General features: G+C 66.9%; 13 protein-coding genes. All 13 read right to left on the minus strand.

Annotation, left to right across the window (positions count from 1 at the left end):
- Positions 1 to 758 precede the first annotated feature (758 nt).
- The 13 genes from CFB39_RS09415 to CFB39_RS09475 all read right to left on the minus strand — a co-directional run bounded on the left by CFB39_RS09415 (position 759) and on the right by CFB39_RS09475 (position 19,978).
- The gene (locus CFB39_RS09415) at positions 759 to 3,947 is read right to left on the minus strand and encodes a multidrug efflux RND transporter permease subunit (protein WP_256991382.1); all 3,189 of its coding nucleotides are present in this window, start codon (positions 3,945 to 3,947) and stop codon (positions 759 to 761) included.
- A 21-nt stretch (positions 3,948 to 3,968) separates the two neighbouring features.
- Positions 3,969 to 5,330 carry a metallopeptidase TldD-related protein gene (locus CFB39_RS09420; RefSeq protein ID WP_089472854.1) on the minus strand — a complete coding sequence of 454 codons (1,362 nt, stop codon included), beginning with the start codon at positions 5,328 to 5,330 and terminating at the stop codon, positions 3,969 to 3,971.
- Positions 5,330 to 6,781, minus strand: coding sequence for a TldD/PmbA family protein (locus CFB39_RS09425; RefSeq protein WP_089472855.1), 1,452 nt, complete (start codon positions 6,779 to 6,781; stop codon positions 5,330 to 5,332). Before CFB39_RS09425 ends, CFB39_RS09420 begins: the two co-directional genes overlap by 1 nt.
- A complete protein-coding gene (locus tag CFB39_RS09430; protein ID WP_089472856.1) occupies positions 6,774 to 8,417 on the minus strand; it encodes an ABC transporter ATP-binding protein in 1,644 nt (547 codons plus the stop codon). The genes CFB39_RS09425 and CFB39_RS09430 overlap by 8 nt, the downstream gene beginning before the upstream one ends.
- On the minus strand, positions 8,417 to 9,529 hold the full coding sequence (locus tag CFB39_RS09435) for an ABC transporter permease (RefSeq protein WP_089472857.1): 1,113 nt from the start codon (positions 9,527 to 9,529) through the stop codon (positions 8,417 to 8,419). The genes CFB39_RS09430 and CFB39_RS09435 overlap by 1 nt, the downstream gene beginning before the upstream one ends.
- Positions 9,483 to 10,535: a microcin C ABC transporter permease YejB gene (locus CFB39_RS09440; RefSeq protein ID WP_089472858.1), complete on the minus strand. Its 1,053-nt coding sequence runs from the start codon at positions 10,533 to 10,535 to the stop codon at positions 9,483 to 9,485. Before CFB39_RS09440 ends, CFB39_RS09435 begins: the two co-directional genes overlap by 47 nt.
- 13 nt (positions 10,536 to 10,548) lie before the next feature.
- Positions 10,549 to 12,402 (minus strand): extracellular solute-binding protein, encoded by a 1,854-nt coding sequence (locus CFB39_RS09445; protein WP_089472859.1) that lies wholly within the window; start codon positions 12,400 to 12,402, stop codon positions 10,549 to 10,551.
- 306 nt (positions 12,403 to 12,708) lie between these two features.
- On the minus strand, positions 12,709 to 15,501 hold the full coding sequence (locus CFB39_RS09450) for a TonB-dependent receptor (protein ID WP_089472860.1): 2,793 nt from the start codon (positions 15,499 to 15,501) through the stop codon (positions 12,709 to 12,711).
- 336 nt (positions 15,502 to 15,837) lie between these two features.
- Positions 15,838 to 16,413 carry a helix-turn-helix domain-containing protein gene (locus tag CFB39_RS09455; RefSeq protein WP_027787334.1) on the minus strand — a complete coding sequence of 192 codons (576 nt, stop codon included), beginning with the start codon at positions 16,411 to 16,413 and terminating at the stop codon, positions 15,838 to 15,840.
- Positions 16,414 to 16,713: 300 nt separating this feature from the next.
- Positions 16,714 to 17,904 (minus strand): tetratricopeptide repeat protein, encoded by a 1,191-nt coding sequence (locus CFB39_RS09460; RefSeq protein ID WP_089472861.1) that lies wholly within the window; start codon positions 17,902 to 17,904, stop codon positions 16,714 to 16,716.
- 16 nt (positions 17,905 to 17,920) lie between these two features.
- Positions 17,921 to 18,352, minus strand: a complete 432-nt coding sequence (locus CFB39_RS09465; protein ID WP_011352157.1) for a biopolymer transporter ExbD — start codon at positions 18,350 to 18,352, stop codon at positions 17,921 to 17,923.
- A 274-nt stretch (positions 18,353 to 18,626) separates the two neighbouring features.
- Positions 18,627 to 19,049: a biopolymer transporter ExbD gene (locus CFB39_RS09470; protein WP_089472862.1), complete on the minus strand. Its 423-nt coding sequence runs from the start codon at positions 19,047 to 19,049 to the stop codon at positions 18,627 to 18,629.
- Between the two features lie 20 nt (positions 19,050 to 19,069).
- Positions 19,070 to 19,978, minus strand: a complete 909-nt coding sequence (locus tag CFB39_RS09475; protein WP_089472863.1) for a MotA/TolQ/ExbB proton channel family protein — start codon at positions 19,976 to 19,978, stop codon at positions 19,070 to 19,072.
- Between the last annotated feature and the right edge of the window lie 48 nt (positions 19,979 to 20,026).

Below are 20,026 nucleotides of genomic sequence, written 5' to 3' on the forward strand. Positions count from 1 at the left end.
TTTGCGAGCATCCGGAAAGTGCTCTTCAGCCTGCTCAAGCGTAAGAAAGTACGGAACTCGAGCTTCCGCAACGATCTCGAGAAGTTGACCACAATTCTTGCACCGGTACAGCTCCGCATGCCTGGAAATATTTATACCCAGGGATTCATAGTTAGAGCTTGTTCCGCCAAAGTTTCTACACTTTTCGCACGACATCAAAATCTCCTAATTGGAGTCCAGCTTCCATCTGGATTCATCTCAAAAAATACTGAGCCTTCCGGCATTGGCTTGCCGCCATCTGTGATCACTTCTCTGACGTTACTACTCGTCCATTCCCCCGTCTTCGAATTCTGAACACCTGTATATCCCCCTGGTCGCCAATGCTCGTTAGCCCCCCATCTGTTGCTGCAGGAAGACGTACAGAAACCGCATCTTTTGGAACAGCGATTCCGTATATTGGATCACCAGTCCGATAAGACTGAAGCACGCTGGGGGCCTTACCCGTCGCAGTTACCGCCGCCGCCCTGTTGGTCACGCCCGCATAGTCTTCCGCAGGAGCAAGCCACATCTGGTACCCAGGGGCACCGAGCGTCGCGTCGGGACGCTTCGGGTATGATTTCGCGCCGAACCGTTGCCAACGTCGGGCTGTTCCGATTGCTCGCTTGCCGAGTGACATAGCAATCGGCCCGTGAATTTTGACCTGCCTCGCGTCCCGATTCGGCAGGTTTTTCTTGTCGCCGTGTCCGACTAGACTGGCGGCGTGATGCCGGGTTGCGGCTTCATGGCGAGCGATGCGTTCGGCTCGGATCAGCAGGCAGATCGTCTTGTACTGTCTTGGTCCATCTCGTCATCGCCCTACGCCCGCCGCGTCGCCCGACCGACGCCACGACCCGAAACGCCACCGGCGCGAACACGAGCCCGAACACCGTCGCCGCCAGCACACCGCCGAACGCGCCCGTGCCGATCGACCGTCGGCTTTCCGCCCCCGCGCCCGTTGCCAGCACGAGCGGCACGACGCCCAGCAAGAACGCCATCGACGTCATCACGATCGGCCGGAATCGCGCGGCGGCCGCATCGACCACCGCCTGCCGCAACGACACGCCATGCACGACCAGATCACGCGCGTATTGCACGATCAGGATCGCGTTCTTCGCCGCCAGCCCGACCACGGTGATCATCCCGACCTTGAAATACACGTCGTTCGGCATGCCGCGCGCGAGCGCCGCCGCGATCGCACCCATCATGCCGAGCGGCACGATCGTCAGCACGGACAGCGGAATCGTCCAGCTTTCGTACAGCGCGGCCAGCGCCATGAAAACCGCGAGCACCGACAACCCGACGAGCAGCGGCGTCTGCCGCGCGGCAACCTGCTCCTCGCGCGCCGCATCGACCCAGTCGAAGCCGATCCCGGCCGGCAGCGCAGCGGCAAGCCGCTCCATCTCCGCCATCGCCGCGCCCGAACTCGTGCCGGTCGCCGCCCGGCCGCTGATGTCGAGCGACGGATAGCCGTTGTACCGGTTCAGCATCACCGGTCCGATCGTCCAGTGCGGCGCGGCAATGGCCGACAGCGGCACCATGTCGCCGGTGCGGTTCGGCACCGTCAGCGCCATTAGCTGCGTATCGGTTGCGCGTGCAACCGGATCGGCCTCGATGATCACCCGACGCATCCGGCCCGACGCCGGAAAGTCGTTGATGTAGTTCGAGCCGAACGTGCCGCCCAGCAGCCCCGCGATCCGCTCGAACGGCACGCCGAGCGCATACGCCTTCGCGCGATCGACATCAAGCTCGATACGCGGTGCATCCGGCAGGTCTTCGAAATGCACGGCCGAGAGCAATGGGCTCGCCTTCGCACGCTCGGCAAGCTGCTCGCGGGCCGCCTTCAACGCATCGAGCCCGACCCCGCCTCGATCCTCGAGCCGGAACGTGAAGCCGTCCGAATGCCCGATGCCGCGCACCGACGGCGGCAGCGCCGCTTCGACGTCGCCGTCGAGGATCGCACTGAACCGCCCGTTGAGCCGGTCGCGCAACGCCATCGCATCGACGTCGCGCTTCGCCCAGTCCTTCAGTTCCACGAACGCCATCCCGACGTTCTGCCCGCTGCCGACGAAACTCCAGCCGATCACGCTCGTCACGTTCGCAATCGCCGGCTCCCCGTGCAGGATGGCCTCCACCCGCTCGACGACCGCGAGCGTGCGCGCCTGCGTGGCGCCCGCCGGCAACTGGATCATCACCTGCAGTTGCCCCTGGTCCTCGGTCGGCAGGAAACCGCCCGGCATCATCCAGTACAGCAGCCCGCACCCGATCACGAGCACCACATAGACGGCCACGACCATGCCGGTGCGGCGCACCGCAAACACGGCGACGCGGCGATAACCCGTTTCGGCGCGCGCGAAAGCCGTACCAAACCGGTCGGCCAGACGCGCGCCGATGCCGCGTCGCCGCGCACGGCCGGCGCCGCGATCGTGCCGCGCGACCGGCTTCAGCAGGTTCGCGCACAGCGCGGGCGTGAGCGACAGCGCCATGAACGACGACACCAGCATCGACGCGATCATCGCCACCGCGAACTGCCGGTAGATGCCGCCGACGCTGCCCGGGAAAAACGCCATCGGCACGAATACGGCGGTCAGCACCGCGGTCACGCCGACGATCGCCCCGCCGATCCGCTTCATGGCCCGGCGCGTGGCGTCGCGCGGCGACACGCCCTCCTCCATCACGCGATGCACGCTCTCGACGACGACGATCGCGTCGTCGACCAGGATGCCGATCGCCAGCACGAGGCCGAACATCGTGAACACGTTGATCGACAGCCCGAGCGCCCACATCGCGACGAACGCACCCATCAGCGTGACGGGAATCACGACGGTCGGCACCAGCGTGTAGCGCAGGTCGCGCAGGAACAGCCACATCACGCAGAACACCAGCACGACGGCCTCGACGAGCGTCAGCACGACTTCGTGGATCGCGATCTTGACGAAATGCGCGCCGTCGAACGGAATCTCGACCGCGACGCCCGGCGGCAACGTCCGCGAGAGTTCCGCGAGCCGTGCGCGGATTGCATTCGACGTTTCGAGCGCGTTGCCGCGCGGGCCCAACTGGATGCCGACCGTTGCGGCCGGCCGGCCGTTCAGCCGCGAATAGAACGAATAGTCGTCGCGACCGATCTCGACGCGCGCGACATCGCCCACACGCACCACCGAGCCGTCCTGTTTCGACTTCAGCACGATCCGGCCGAACTCCTCGGGCGACGTGAGCTGGCCCTTGACCACGACCGTCGCGGTGAGCTGCTGGCCGCGCACGAACGGCGCGTCGCCGATCGCGCCGGCGGTGACCGTCGCGTTCTGCGCGCTGATCGCCGTGATCACGTCGTCGGCGCCGAGATCGTATTCGCGCAACTTGACCGGATCGAGCCAGACCCGCAGCGCCTCGTCGGCATCCCACAGCTCGGCCGCGCCCACCCCCGGCGCGCGCTTCAGCTCGCGCAGCACGTAGCGGTTCAGGTAATCGCCGAGCTGCGCGGAATCGCGCGTGCCGTCGGTCGACGTCAGCGTGACGAGCATCAGGAACGTGTTCGCCGCCTTGAACACGCCGATCCCCTGCTGGACGACCTGCTGCGGCAGCCGCGGCTCGACCTGCTTCAACCGGTTGTTGACGTCGACGAGCGCGATGTCCGGATCGGTGCTGGGCGCGAACGTCACGTCGATCTCGAGGTTGCCGTGGCCGTCGCTGCTGGTCTCGTAGTACAGCAGCCCGTCGGCGCCGTCGAGGCTTTCCTCGATGACGCTGCCGACGTCGGCATCGACCGTCTCGGTCGACGCGCCCGGATAGGACGCGGTGATCACGACCCGTGGCGGCGCCAGGCGCGGATACTGCGCGATCGGCAGTTGCGGAATGGCCAGCACGCCCGCGACGACGATCGCGAGCGCGACGATCCACGCAAAGACGGGACGGTCGATGAAGAATGACGGCATCGGCGAGTGTCGGCGAACGCGCTACAGCGTGAGCTCGAACGAACGCGCGAGCAGCCCCGGCAGCTGCGCGCCTCCGGTGGCGCGCTCGCCGTACGTGTCGTCGCTCGCGAGCAGCGCCGGCGCCGCACCGAGCTGCTCGAGCTCCGACCCGAACAGCCGGTAGAAGCTGTCGTCGAACCGCATCGCATCGACCGGCGCGACGATGCGCCCGCCTTCGACCCAGAACGTCGCGAACCGCGTCATCCCCGTCATCCGGCACGCGATCGGGTCCGAGAAGTTCAGGTACCAGAGGTTGCCGACATAGAGCCCCGTGTCGAGCGCGGCCAGCACGTCGGCGTCGGCGAGCGTGCCGCCCGCGATCGACAGCGACTGCGGCGCTTCGGCATTGTCCGCGCCATTCGGCGTGCGCCCGTGCTCACGCGCGGTGCGTGCACACACGAGCTGCCCGGTGCCCCGCCCTTCGACGACGAGCGGCACGCTGTCGCGCCGGTAGCCGTCCGCGTTGAACGCCGGCGCGATGCCCAGCGAGAAATCCTCGGTGATCGACACGCGCGGATCGAGCGCGACCTCGCCGGCGTACAGGCGATGCAACGGGCTGCGGGCGCTCGCCACCGCGCGCGCCGAGAAGCCGCTCCAGCCGAGCAGGCTCGTCATCTCGTGAATGGCGTCCGTCGCGAAATACGCGCGGTAGCGCCCGGGCGCAAGCGCCTTCGGCGAGCGGCCGAGCACGGGCAGCCGCGCGGCGGCCGCGTCGACCTTCGCCGCGAATACCGCATCGCGCCAGTCGTCGCCCGCATAGACGGTCTTGATCGCGCGGCCGCTCGGGTCGTACAGCGACCAGCTGAAGTTGAAATTCTCGACCTCGTACCACCCGCGGCTGCCAGTCGACGATGCGAAGCCGCGCGCCAGCGTGCCGCCCGCGTAAAAGCCGACGAAGTCGAGCCCGCGCGCGCATTCGGCCACGATTCGCGCAAGCCCGTCCGCATTCGGCAAGCGCCCGGTGCGGCGCGTTTCCTGCACCCACGTCGAGGTATCGAACAGCAGGTGCGGGTCGTCCTGCGCATCGCGCAGGCCGTCGCGCAGCACGGCGAGTGCGTCCGCCAGTTCGCGCAGGTCGGCTGTCGGATCGCCGCAGACGGTCAGCGCCGAGTGCGCCTGCCGCGCGCCGTCGATGAGCCGCACGGACAGCCGCCCCTGCGTGACGCACCCGGTCTGGCGAATCCTGCCGCCGTTGAAACGGATGAAGTCGGACGTTTCGCCGGAGAAGCCGAGCAGGACGGTTTCGGTTGGCGCGGTCAGCCGTTGCGCGTCGTCGGCGAGCCGGGCGAAATACGCGTGCCAGTCGATTCCGGCGCGGCGTGCCATCGGATCGAATCCCGTCATCACGCGCCTCCGAAGACGTCGACGCCGGCGAACACGCAGGCCGGCGCGGCGTGGCCGACACGGATGATCTGCGCAGGCTCGCCCTTCCCGCAGTACGGCGTGCCGTAGATGCCGAACGTGCTCGCATCGCCGACCGCGCGCAGGCTGCGCCAGAACTGGGCGGAGATGCCGCGGTAGTTCGGACGCTTGACGACCTGCGTGAGCCGGCCGTTCTCGATCAGTTGCCCGAATTCGCAGCCGAACTGGAATTTGTTGCGGTGGTCGTCGATCGACCAGGACGTGTTGGTGCGCATCAGGATCCCGTGCTCGGTGCCCGCGATCAGCGCATCGAGCGACTGGTCGCCGGGTTCGACGTTCAGGTTCGCCATCCGGTCGATCGGCGCGCGGTTCCAGCTCGACGCGCGCGAGTTGGCGACGCCCGGCAGGCCCGCGCGCTGCTGCGACAGCGCCCCGCCGAGCAGCCGTTCGAGCACGCCGTTGCGGATCAGGTACTGCTTGCGCGCCGGCGTGCCGTCGTCGTCGAATGCGTAGGACGCGGCTTCGGCCGTCGGCTCCGGATCGAACGTGACGTTCAGCAGCGGCGAGCCATATTGATAGTGGCCGACCATCTCCGGCCTGACGAAGCTCGATCCGGCGAAGTTGCGCTCGTCACCGAGAATCCGGTCGAGTTCGAGCGGATGGCCGATCGACTCGTGGATCTGCAGCATCATCTGGTCCGGCATCAGCAGCAGGTCGCGCCTGCCGGTCGGGCAGTTCGGCGCGGCGAGCAACTGCAGCGCCTCGTCGGCAACACGCGCGCCGGCGCCATCGAAGCCGTATCGCGCCAGCACGTCGATGCCGCCCTGCGCCAGCGTGCCCGATTGGCCGAGCGAGCGCGTCTGCGTGTCGCCGTCGCCATGGGCGACGGCCTGCAGCTCGGGCATCAGGAAGCGGAAGCGCTGGTCGATCCGTACACCGTCGCTCGTCACGTAATACTGCTCGGTGTGCACGATCATCACGCTCGCCGAACGCTCGACGATGCGCGCGCCGAGGTTTGCCGCCGCACATTCGTGCGCGAGACGCTCGATCCATTCCGCGCGTGACGGCAGCGTCGCATCGACATCGGGCGACGCATAGGTGCCGCTCGCCTGCGGACGCGCGGCCTGCCGATGATCGACCAGCGCCCACGGCGCGCTGGCCCGGGCCCGCGCGGTCGCGATGTCGAGCGCTGCCTGCAGCCCGGCCGGGGACAGGTCGGGCGTCGCCGCATAGCCGGCGCCCGTGCCGGCCCAGGCCGTCAGCATCGCACCGCGCTCGCGCGTGCGCGAAAACGGCTGCGCGACGTCGTTGCGCACCGCGTGTTCGTCGATCGTCTCGTCGACGATGCGCAGCGACCAGAAATCGGCGTCGCTGCGCAACCCCTGCGCTGCCTGCACGGCTCGGGCGCCCGGCGCCCGGTTCTCGTCAATCATCGGTTCCCTCTTGCTGCTCCTGCGGGCCGCGCTCGGGCGCCAGCATGGACGACGCGAGCAGCGCCCGCGTATACGGATGGGATGGCGCGTGCAGTACGTCGAGCGTCTCGCCCGCCTCGACCACGCGCCCCGCCTTCATCACGATGACCCGGTGGGCCATCGCGCGCATCACCGCCAGATCGTGCGTGATGAACAGGTAGCTGAGTTTGTACTTCTTTTGGAGATTCGTCAGCAGATTCAGCACCTGCTTCTGGATCGACACATCGAGCGCGCTCGTCGGCTCGTCGAGCACCAGCAGTTCCGGCTCCACCGCCAGCGCCCGCGCGATCGCGATCCGCTGCCGCTGCCCGCCGGAAAACTCGTGCGGATAGCGCAGCATCGCCTCGGGCGGCAGGCCCACCTCCTGCAGCAGCGCGGCGATCCGCGCCCGCCGCGCGTCGCCGGCCACCTGCGGCCGGTGCACGGCGAGCCCCTCGCCGACGATCTGCTCGACCGTCATGCGCGGCGACAGCGAGCCGAACGGATCCTGGAACACCACCTGCATCCGCCCGTACAGCGTGCGCCGGCCCTGCGTCGTGCGCAGCGACGCCAGCGGCATCCCGTCGATCTCGATCCCGCCCGACGCCGGCCGCTGCAGGCCGAGCACGGCCGACGCGAGCGTCGATTTCCCCGAACCCGACTCGCCGACGATCCCGAGCGTTTCGCCGCGCTTCAGGCTCAGTTGCACGTCGTGCACGGCGCGGAACGTCGTCTTGCCGAGCACCGAGCGCCAGCCCTTCGCCGCGATGCGGTAGTCGACGGCGAGATGCTGCACGTCGAGGATCGTCTGCGCGCCGGCGGCAACCGGCTCGACCGCCCGTTGCGGCGCGCTGTCGAGCAACCGGCGCGTATACGGATGCTGCGGCGCCGCGAACAGGTCGGCCGTCGTGTTGCTCTCCACCAGCACGCCCTTCTCCATCACGGCCACGCGCTGCGCGAAGCGCCGCACGAGGTTCAGGTCGTGCGTGATCAGCAGCACGGCCATCCCGCGCGAAGCGGCCTCCTGCTCCTGCAGCTCGATCAGCAGATCGACGATCTGCTGGCGCACCGTCACGTCGAGCGCGGTGGTCGGCTCGTCCGCCAGCAGCAGGCGCGGCCGGCACGCCAGCGCCATCGCGATCATCGCGCGTTGCCGCTGCCCGCCCGACAGCTGGTGCGGGAAGCTGTCGATGCGCCGCTCCGGCTCGGGAATCCCGGTGCGCCGCAGCAGCGCGATCCCGCGCTCGCGCGCGTCGCCCGGGCGCAGCCCCTCGTGCAGCCGCAGGCTCTCGGCGATCTGCTTGCCGATCGTATACAGCGGATTGAGCGCCGTCATCGGCTCCTGGAACACCATCGCGATGTCGGCGCCGCGAATCCCGCGCATCTGCTGCTCGGTCTTCGCGAGCAGATCCTCGCCGTCGAACAGCATCCGCCCCGACAGCGTCGCCTGCTGCGCGAGCCGCAGGATCGACAGTGCAGTCACGCTCTTGCCCGACCCCGATTCGCCGACCAGCGCCACGCGCTCGCCGCGGCCGATCGACAGGCTCAGGTCCTGTACGGCCGCATTCGCGCCGAAATGCGCGGAAAACCCGTCGATCTGCAGCAACGGTCTCGTCATCACCGCCCTCCGCCGAATGCCGAACCGCGCGTGCGCGTGTCGAGCGCGTTGCGCAGCGCATCGCCCATGAAGGTGAGCAGCAGCAGCGTCACCACCAGCGCCGCGAACGCCGCGATCGAGATCCACCACGCATCGAGGTTGTTCTTGCCCTCCTGCAGCAGCTCGCCGAGGCTCGGCGTCGGCGGCGGCACGCCGAGGCCGAGGAAATCGAGGCTCGTCAGCGACAGGATCGCCGCGCTCATCCGGAACGGCAGGAACGTGATCACCGGCGTGAGGCTGTTCGGCAGCACGTGGCGCCACATGATCTGCGCGTTGGTCAGCCCCATCGTGCGCGCGGCCTTCACATAGTCGAGCGCGCGGTTGCGCAGGAATTCGGCGCGCACGTAGTCGGACAGCACGAGCCAGCCGAACATCGACAGCAGGATGAACAGCAGCCACAGCGACGGCGTGAAGATCGACGCGAAGATGATCAGCAGGTACAGGTCCGGCAGCGCACTCCAGATCTCGATCAGGCGCTGCCCGACCAGGTCGGTGCGGCCGCCGTAGAAACCTTGCAGCGCGCCCGTCAGCACGCCGACCAGCACGCCCGATACGGTCAGCGCGAACGCCATCAGCACCGACAGCCGGAACCCGTACAGCAGCCGCGCAAGCACGTCGCGGCCGAACTGGTCGGTGCCGAGCCAGTTGCTCGACGACGGCGGCGCCGGATACGGCCGCGACGCGAAATAGTCGATCGTGTCGTAGCGGTAACGGTTCGGCGGATAGATCGCGAAGTTGCCGTGCGACTCGATCTTCGTGCGGATATACGGATCGAGATAATTCGTCATCGCGGGAAAGTCGCCGCCGAACGCCGTCTCCGGATAGTCCTTCACGATCGGGAAGTAATAGCGCCCGTCGTAGCGCACGATCAGCGGCCGATCGTTCGACAGCAGGTCCGCCCCGAGGCTGAGCGCGAACAGCACCGCGAAGATCACGAGGCTCCAGTAGCCGAGCGGCTGCGCGCGAAAGCGCAGCCACGTGCGCCGCCACGGCGACGGCGAGGCCGCACACGCGACGCACGCCGGGTCAGTGGTCCAGGCGGTTGAACTGGATACGGGGGTCGACGAGGACATAGCAGATATCCGCGATGAGTTTGGTCAGCAGGCCGATCAGCGTGAACAGGAACAGCGAGCCGAGCACGACCGGATAGTCGCGGCGGATCACCGAGTCGTACGACAGTTGCCCCATGCCGTCGAGCGAGAACAGCGTCTCGATCAGCAGGTTGCCGTTCAGGAAGGCGCCGACGAACGCGGCCGGCAGCCCGGTGAGCAACGGGATCGCCGCGTTGCGCAGCACGTGCTTCCACAGCACATCGCGCTCCGGCGCGCCCTTCGCGCGTGCGGTCAGCACGTACTGCCGGCCGATTTCCTCGAGGAACGTGTTCTTGGTCAGGATCGTGACGATCGCGAAGTTGCCGACGACCGACGCCGTCACCGGCATCACGACGTGCCACAGATAGTCGAGCGCCTTGCCGATCAGCGTCAGGTCGTCGAAGTTATCGGACGTGAGCCCGCGCATCGGGAACACCTGCCAGAACGTGCCGCCGCCGAACAGCATCAGCAGCAGCACGCCGAGCACGAAGCCCGGCACCGCGTAGCCGGCCAGCACCAGCACGCTCGTCACGGTGTCGAACCGCGACCCGTTGCGCACGGCCTTCGCGATACCGAGCGGCACCGACACCAGGTACGTGAGGATCACCGTCCACATCCCCAGCGTGATCGACACCGGCAGCTTCGAGCGGATCACCGCCCACACGCTGCGGTGCGCGAAATAGGACTGGCCGAGATCGAACGTCGCATAGCTTTTCAGCATCAGCACGTAACGTTCGAGCGGCGGCCTGTCGAAGCCGAACTGCTTGCGGATCTGCTCGATCTGCTGCGGGTCGACGCCCTGGCTGCCGTGGTAGCCGCCGCCCCCTCCGCCCGCCTCCCCGCCGCGCGCACTGCCGTGGCGCAACTGCGCGAGCACCTGTTCGACCGGGCCGCCCGGCACGAACTGCGTGACCGCGAACGTGATCGTCACCACCCCGATCAGCGTCGGGATCATCAGCAGCAAGCGCCTGAGTATGTATGCCAGCATCGTCGTTCCTCCGTCAGGCGGCCGGCGCGGGTTTCGCCGCCGGTTGCTTCACGTACCAGTAGTCGATGATCCAGTCCTCGTATTGATAGGAGTCCGGCACGATCGCCGGGTGACCGAGCGTCGCCTTGTACGCGATCCGCGCATTCGGCAGGTAGTACTGCGGGATCAGCGCGTACAGGTTGATCAGCACGCGGTCGAGCGCGTGCGTGGCCGTCTCGAGATCGTCGAGCGTGTCGGCCGCCAGCGCCGCGCGGATCAGCGCGTCGACCGCCTTCGACTTCACACCCGGATAGTTCTCGGAGCCCGGCTGCGACGCGGCCGCACTGCCGAAGCGGCGCGTCAGCTCCGCACCCGGAATCGTCACCGGCAGGTAAATGTACGTCGTCATGTCGTACTCGAAATTGTCGAGCCGCTTCAGGTAGAGCGCGCTGTCGATCTCGTGGAGATACGCGTGGATGCCGAGCATCGCGAGCGCCTGCGTGTACGGCAGGATCAGGCGGTCCATGCCGGGCTGGTCGTCGATGATCTCGATCGTCATCGGCGTGCCGTTCGCGTCGCGCAGCGCGCCGTCGCGGTAATGCCAGCCGGCCTGCGCGAGCAGGTCGCGCGCCTCCTTCAGGTTCGCGCGCAGCGAGTTCGGCGGCAGCGTCGACGGCTGCCGGACCATCGGGCCGAACACCTCGGGCGGCAGCGTCGAACGGAACGGTTCGAGCAGCGCAAGCTCCTTCGCGCTCGGCATGCCGGATGCCGCGAACGGGCTCGCCTCCCAGAAGCTGTTGGTGCGGCGATACTGCCCATAGAACATCATCCGGCTCATCCAGTCGAAGTCGAACGCCAGCGCGAGCGCATGCCGCACCCGCACGTCCTGGAACATCGGCTTGCGCATGTTCATCAGGAAACCCTGCATCTGCGCGGGGCCGTCGGGAAACTCGCCGCGCTTCAGCATGCCGTTGCGAAAATTCTTGCCGACGTACTTGCGCGCCCACTGCGTCGCGCTGTATTCCATGCGCGCGTCGATGTCGCCGGCCTTGAACGCTTCGAGCGCCGTGTATTGATCCAGGTACAGCTTGAACGACACGTGCGCGAAGCGGAACATGCCGCGTCGCGACGGCAGGTTCGCTGCCCAGTAGTGCGGGTTACGCACGTAGCTGATCTGCTTGTCATTCCTGCGCTGGTCGATCAGGTACGCGCCGCTCGCGATCGGCGGTACGTTCGCGATCTGGTCGAACGGCGGTCGCGTGCCGTCCGCGCGCTGCCCCCATTTCGGCGAGAACACCGGCAGGTCGCCCGCGATCAGCGCGGCGTCGCGCTCCGCGTGCTTGAACTCGAAGCGCACCGTGTGGCCGTCGACCACCACCGCGCGCTTGATGATCGAAAACTGTGCGTTGTACAGCGGCGACGCCTGTGGGCTCGTCAGCGTGTCGAACGAATATTTGACGTCGGCCGCGGTGATCGGGTCACCGTTCGAGAAGCGTGCGGCCGGGTTGATGTGAAACGTCGCCGACAGCCCGTCAGGCGCGATGTCGACGTCGTCGGCGATCAGCGCGTATTCGGATGCGAGCTCGTCCCAGCTGCGCTGCATCAGCGTGTCGAACATCAGGTTCTTGATGTCCGGTGCGGGCGCGCCGCGCACGAGGAACGGGTTCAGCGAATCGTAGCTCTGCGCCTCGTCGTAGTTTTCGAACTGGAGCGTGCCGCTGTCCGGCGCATCCGCATTCGCGTAGTCGAAATGCGTGAAGCCCGGCGGATACTTCGGATGGTCGTATTGCGAGATCGCCGGCACCGCGAGCGCGGCCTGCGGCAAGACGCCGCCCGACACGAGCCACACGGCGCACGCGAGCAGCGCGGCGCGCGTGGCGGTTCGCATCCGCCCGTGCGTGCGCGTCAGGTGCGAGTGGCGCGGCGCGCTTGCCCGTCGCCCATTAAACAGTCTCATGGTCAGTCTGTCCGGAAGCGTGCGGGTGTGAAGCCTGCACGCAATCGATGCCCGTGCCGGACGCCGCATACGGCCGCGTCCCGCGGATGGTTCGTGCTGTCCCGATCGGATGAACTGCACCGCCGCGCGTCCCGGTTGCGGGCCGTGGTGGCGCCAGGCGAAAAAAGGCCGCCCCGAAAAGGGGGTAGTGGACGTGGAGCGGCCTGTCCAAAGCCTGTCAGTGCATCGCGATCGCCGTCAGAACTTGTACGTCGCGCCGACCTGCGCGAACCGGCCGATGTACGAGTACACCGACGTGTCGTACCCGCTCTGGCTTAGCGTGCCGTTCGCGAAGATCGGGTCGTACGGCGGCGTGCGGTTGAAGAGGTTGTCGATGCCGCCGTAGATCGTCCAGTTCTTGAAGCCCGTGTACGTCACCATCAGGTTGAACTGGCTGTACGAACCGACCTTGCTCGGCTCGGGCATCAGGTTCTGCGCGTACGGGCCCGTGAACTGCCACGTCAGCGCCGCATCGAACTTCCGGTAGTTCCAGTCCAGCGTCGTGTTGCCGCGCCAGCGCGGGAAGCTGCCGCCGAACGGCTGCGTGATCGTGAAGTTGTTGCCCGCGCCGTTGACCGGCGCGGCGCCCGGGAAGCCGATCTTGTAGCTGTTGACGTACGCCCAGTCGCCCGACAGCGTAATCGTGCCCCAGCCCTTCAGCGGCAGGCCCTGGCGGAACGTGCCTTCGAAGCCGTTCGTGTCGAGGTAGCCGAGGTTCTGGTACGGAATCACCTTGTACAGCAGCTGGCCGGTCGTCGGGTCGGTCACGACCTGCGATGGCTTGCCCTGGCCGATCACGTTGTCGATGCGGATCTTGTACCAGTCGAAGCCGAGGTCGGTGTAACGGCTCGGCGAGACCTGGAAGCCGATATTGAGGTTGCGCGTGCGTTCCGGCGCGAGGTTCGGGTTGCCGACGGTGATCGACGTATAGTTCTGGCCGGTGGCCGGATCGACCTGGATGCCGAGCGTCTGCGACTTGCTGTCCTCGACGAAGGTCGGCGCGCGGAAGCCGCGGTTGTACGACGTATACAACGTGAGCGCCTTGATCGGCTGGTACCGCAGCGCGAAGCGCGGCGAGAAGGCGCCGCCCACGTCGGTGTAATGATCGTAGCGGCCTGCCTGGCTGAACGTCAGGTTCTCGATGATCGGTATGTTGATCTGGTAATAGATGGCCGCGACGTTGCGCTGGCCATCCACCGTCTCGAGGTCCGGCGTGATGACGGCCCCGCTCAGGTACTCGGAGCCCGGCGTCAGCGTTTCGCTCTGGTGCGTGAACTGCGCGCCGAAGCCGATGCCGACGTCGCCGGCCGGCAGATGGAACAGGTTCGGCGTCGACAGCGTCGCATCGATCGTGTCGAGCTTCGAGATGCCGAGGTTGTTCGCTTCCTGGAACAGCCCGTTGAATGCGTTCGGCGTCGCGGCCGGGTTCGCGAAATTCAGCGTGCCGTTCTGGTAGATGTTGTTCAGCGCGTTCACGTTCAGCTGGTTCGTGAACACGTTCGACACCGTGCTCTGCGAATGGCTGACCGACGTCGCCCAGTCCCAGTCGCCGTACGGCAGCGTAAACGACCCCTTGATGCCGGCGGCCGCCCGCCAGTAGTTGGCCCAGGTCTTTTGCGCGACCGTGTTCGGAAACGCATAGGTGAGCGGCGTGGCCGCGCCCGTCGTGTTGTACGGGTTGCTGGCCGGCACCGTGTAGTTGAACGGCGACAGCAGCTTCGTCTGCGGATTCCAGACGAGCGCCGGGTTCTGCGAGTTGCCGATCACGTTGTTCCACAGGCCGTCGTTGGTCGTGGTCGTGTTGTAGCTCTCCATAAAGTCGGCGAACGCGGTCGTCTTGTCGTCGATCTTGAAGTCACCATGGAGCTTCGCGTTCAGGCGCTCGGTCATCGGCAGGATCGACGTGCTTTCCGCCGTGTTGTACCCGCAGATGGTGCCCGGCAACCCGGCCGACAGCGAATTCGTCGCGGCCTGATGAACCGAGCCGCCGAACGGGCAGCCGCCGGTCAGCGCCTGCGCACTGCCGTCGGGCATGTTCCAATACGACGGCGCGAGCAGCGAGAAGCCGCCCGGCTTGCCCGTGAAGTCCTGGTTGCGCGTGGAATCACGGTCGGCCAGCGTGAAGCCGTTCGACTTGTAGTAGCTGAGCGCGGCCGTCACGTTGAAGCGGTCGGCGTTCAGGTCGCCGAAGCCGCCGAGCACGCCGAATTTCATCGTGCCGTCACCGTTGCCGGCGTTGATCGCGCTGCCGAGGCTGCCGTCGAGCTGCAGGCCACGGAAATTGTGTTTCGTGATGATGTTGACGACACCGCCGATCGCGTCCGAACCGTACTGCGACACGGCGCCCGTCTTCACGATTTCGATCCGCTCGATGTCGTTGAGCGGGATCGTGTTGAGGTCGAAGAACGAATCGACGCTGTTCGAGAAGAATGCATACGGCGCGACGCGCTGGCCGTCGACCAGCACGAGCGTGTACTTCTCCGAGAGGCCGCGCAGTGCAATGCCGGCCGCGCCGGCCGCGAAGTTGCCCGATTGCCCTTCGCCCCAGCTGTTCGCCGAGTTGGCTGCCGCATCGCGCAGGAAGTCGGCGACGGTCACCGCGCCGCTGGCCTGGATTTCCTTCGGCGTGATCGTCTGCACCTGCTGGAAACCCGTCTTGTCCGCCTGCCGGATCAGCGAGCCCGTCACTTCGAACCGCTTGATCTGCGCGACCTTGCCCTGCCCGTTCGCTGCGGGTGCGGCAGGCGTCGCCTCGGCCGCTGCACCGGGTGCTGCATCGGGCGCCGCAGCGTCCGGTGCGGCGGCGCTGCCCGCCGTGCCGCCCGCCTGTGCAACGGTCACGGGCGCGCCGCTCGCGACCGCATCCGCGATCGCAACGGCGCCCGGCGCCGGCTGGCTCTGGGCGAACGCCGGCGGCGCCAGTGCGGCCGTCAGCGCCAGTTCCGCCCAGACTATCCTGTTGATGGCCAACGCCAAAACTCTCTGCTTCATCTTGTTCCCTCTCGCTCGTAGTAAGACCCCACCTGCTGTGCGCCGGAACCTTGTGAATTCCTTGCGCGTCCTGGGTGCCCGTGTACCGGAACCCGCGATTGCCACGCTATCGACTGCCACGACTCGAACGGATCGGCCTCGTAGCACCAGCGCCATTCGGCATCACCGTCTTGTTCTATTTTGATTCGTCATACTAAACACCTACATTGAGCGCATTGCCTGCTTCTTCCCGGCTCGACGGGCAGCGGATTCCGTACAACGCGAACCTGTGCATGCGCCGTACCGCGCCCCCTCTTCCGTCGACCGGGTACTTCTCCTTCCTGCCGGCCGCCTTCGCTAGAACAGCCTCGGCGTGCCGACCCAGACGATCACCGCCTCTTCGTCGGCCGTGTTGCGCCACGCATGCGGCATCGTCGATTCGTAATGCGCGGTATCGCCCTCGTTCAGCGTGAACGTGCAATCCTCGAGCGTCAGCGCCACCTGCCCGCGCAACACGTAGACGAACTCCTCGCCCGCGTGCGTCGTCATCTCGGACGACAACTGCCCCGCCGGCATCCGGACGAGAATCGCGTCGAGCTTGCGGCCGTCCACCAGGTTCGTCAGCCTGGCGAACCGGCTGGCCGAGTTCGTGAACTGGAAATACTGCAGCGCGTTGCCGCGGCATACCGAGCGCGCTTCCGTCGGCGTGTCGATGAAGTACTGCATCGTCACGCCCAGCGCCTTCGCGATCCGCACCAGCGACGTGATCGACGGCGTCGCCCGCCCGCGCTCGACCTGCGACAGGAACGGCTTCGAAATGCCGGCGATCGTCGACGTTTCGTCGAGCGTGAGTTTCAGGCGCTGGCGCAGCGCCCGGATCTTGTTGCCGAGCGACACGGCGACGAGCACCGACTCATCAGGGGGCAAAACCATGGAAAGACGGTCCCTCGCAGTCGAAATCGGTTTGATGTCGTCAAGCCGCGACCGATGCCGTGACACGACCGGCCCGGCGCGATCCCCCGCTGCACGCTGTCGCGACGTGCAAGCCACGCGCGGTGCGGCAACGCACTCGCGCCGTGCGGCCGCGCAGCGCTCGCCCATTTCATTCGGCTTACTAATTAACAAGGTTGCCCCTTTTCATCGGCTGACCTGCCCGTCGTGCATCCGTGCGATCGCGGCGGCACACCGCTTTCCGACCGCCAGCGTTGCGCGCGGCCGTGCACGTCCGTTGCGCTACCGGGAGGCCACCACCGCCCAGAGCCGTGCCAGATCACCGGAACCGTCGGTGCCCTTGACCGTGCGCAGCACCTGGAGCGCACGCGCTTTCTGGCCGGCCACGTAATACGCCTCGCCGAGCCGCAGCCGCGCCGCGTCGGGATGCTCGAGCCCGCCCTTCGCGATCGCCTGCTCCATCATCGGCAGCCCTTGTTGTGCATGGCCCTCGAAGACGAGGTTCATGCCTGCGTCGATCGGCGCTGCCGGCGTCGTGGCGTCTCCGCCCGATTGCGCGCGCTTCGCCGCGAGCGTCTGCAGCCGCTTCTCGCGATCCGCCTGCGCGTCCTTGCCGAGTACGCCGGATGCGAACCCCTGGTCGATCACCTGCTTGCCCTCGGCGGGCGAGCCCGCCACCAGCGCGAGCTGCGTCATTTCCATGTATGCGTTGGCGGTCGTGAGCGAGCCCGTCGCCCGCCGCAACCGGTAGATGTCGAGGTCGAGCGACGGCAGATACCCGGGGTTGCCGCGAATGGCCGTGACCATTTCGTCCCAGTACGCGGGGCTCGGGTGATAAGCCACCAGCAGCCCGAGCGCACCGCGATACGCGTTGCCGTCCTTCACTTTCTGCGCGCAGGTCGCCAGCATCTGCAACTGCCCTTCATCCGGTGCGTGTCCGCCATTCGCCTGCGCGTCGGTACTCGCTTTCAACTGGTTCACGAGCGGCGCGCAATCGTTCGACAGGTAGTAAGACTGCGTGAGCAGCGTGCGCATTTCCGGATCCGAGCCACCCGCCTTCAGGTAGCGCTGCGCGACGCGGATCGCCAGCGGGTAGTTCTTCTGCTGGAAGTAGATGCCCGCCAGCGTCGCCGTGGTTCGCTGCTCGTCGTCGCCCGAGAGCCGCCCCAAGTTCAGCACGCTCTCGTACGCCTGCGCGGCCGTACCCGAATCGCCGGCCGCCATCGCTGCCGCGCCGCGCATTTCCTCCACGACGGTGGTTTCGTACGGCGTCCGGTTCGGCACGGCAGCCGCCTGCGCGATCTTGCCCAGCGCGTCGCGATACTTGTGCGCGCGGTACAGCTCCTGCGCGGCCGCCAGCGGTTTCGCCACGTCCGGCCGCAGCGCGTCCGCCGGTAGCGCCGGGCGTCCGAGCAGGGCCGCCGCGCCGAGCGCCGTCACCGCCATCATCCGTTTCCATCGTCGCTGGTTCATCGGCTCGTCCGTGTCGTCATTGCATGAACTGTTCGTTACCGATCAGGCCGATCTTGGTCGCGCCCACGCGTTGCGCGGAGGCGAGCACGGCGGCCACGTCCTTGTACGGCACCAGCTTGTTGGGACGCAGATGAATCTCCGCCTGCACGGGTTCCGCTGCCACCTGGGTCAGTTTCGACTCGAGCGCCGCGCGGTCCGGCACCGGCGCGCCGTTCCATGTCGTCGTGCCGTCGAAGTCGATGTCGATCTGCACGATTTCCGGCGGCGTGGCCGGCGGCGGCGGATTACCCACCGGCAGGTCCATCTTCACCGAATGCATCTGAATCGGGATCGTGATGATCAGCATGATCAGCAACACCAGCATCACGTCGATCAGCGGCGTGGTGTTGATATCGACCATCACTTCCGGTTCGGCATTGCTTCCGCCCGAAGGCACATTCATTCCCATCGTCGAACTCCTGTCGACCCACGTTAGCGCTTTAGCGCTTACGTGGGTCCCATGCTTCGCGGTCGATCCACGTTAGCGCTTTAGCGCTTACGTGGATCCCATGCTTCGCGGTCGATCCAGCGTTAGCGCTTCAGCGCTTACGCTGGCCCCATGCTTCGCGATCGACCCACGTTAGCGCTTCAGCGCTTACTTGGATCCCAAGCTTCCCGGTCGACCAGCGTCAGCGCTCCACCACTTGCCGCCGGCCCCCCGTTCCCCCGATTCCGCTGCGCGACTATCCCCCGCGCGCCGGCGGCTCCGTAATGAACGACAGCTTCGCAATCCCCGCGCGCTCGCACATCGTGACCACCCGGCCGATGAACTCATAACGCGTGTTCTGATCGCCCCGCACGTGGACGCTCGGCTGCGGCTGCTGCTGCGACACGCTCTTCAGCTTCGCGAGCAGGGTCGTGGCATCCACCAGCTGCTCGCCCCAGAAGAAATCGCCATCGCGGTTCACCGCGATCTCGATGCTCTTCGGCGTCGTCTGCAGCGGCTGCACCGTCTCCTTCGGCAACTGAAGCTGGATCGTGTGCGTCACGACCGGAATCGTGATCAGGAAGATGATCAGCAACACCAGCATCACGTCGACGAGCGGCGTCGTGTTGATGTTGGCGATCACCTCGTCGCTATCGTCCTGCCCGACGTTCATGGCCATCGCGCGTCTCCGTCAGCCGATCAGTTCGCGAGCGACGCCGCGGCCGGCGACGACGACGACGCGCGTACCGGGCGCCGATTGCCGGCCAGCAGCACGGTATGCAGCTGCGCGCCGAAGTTGCGCACCCGCTCCATCACCGACTTGTTGCGCCGGACCAGGAAGTTGTAGCCGAGCACCGCCGGCACGGCGACGGCGAGGCCGATCGCGGTCATGATGAGCGCCTCGCCCACCGGGCCCGCGACCTTGTCGATCGACGCCTGCCCGGCGATGCCGATGGCCGTCAGCGCGTGATAGATCCCCCAGACGGTGCCGAACAGCCCGACGAACGGCGCGGTGGAGCCCACCGTGGCCAGGAACGCGAGCCCGTCCTGCATCCGGTTCGACACGTTCGTGATCGAGCGCTCGACCGACACGTCGATCCACGTGTTGCGGTCCACTGCTTCCAGCAGCGCGTCTTCATGATGCTCGCCGGCCTCGATCGCCGTTTCGGCGATGAACCGGAACGGCGACGCCTCGTCGAGCAGCTTGGCGCCCTCGGCGAGCGACGGCGCGGTCCAGAGCTGTGCGTCCGCCAGCTTCGCGCGGCGATTGGCCCGCAGTTGTTCCAGGAACTTCGTGATCATGATGTACCAGCTGCCCATCGACATGATCACCAGCAGGATCAGCACGAAACGGGCGACGAAATCGCCGTTCTTCCATAGCGCACCAAGCCCGTACGGATTCTCGACCGCTTCCGTCGTAGCCGGCGCGGGCGGCGGAGCCGGCTCGGCGGCAGGGGCCGGCGCGGCCGACGGCGCCGCGGCCTGCGCCGACGTGCCGGCCGCGCCGCTTGCCTGCGCGTGGGCGAGCTGCGGTGCAACGAACCCGTCGATTGCGGCGACGGACATCAGGATGCTTGCCGCCAGCGCGGCCAGTGAACGCTTCGTCATACCCCACTCCAGTTATTTCGGTGAACTTAGCACGTCAGTTCGAGATGG

The organism is Burkholderia sp. AU6039 (genome assembly GCF_002223365.1).
Lineage (GTDB): Bacteria > Pseudomonadota > Gammaproteobacteria > Burkholderiales > Burkholderiaceae > Burkholderia.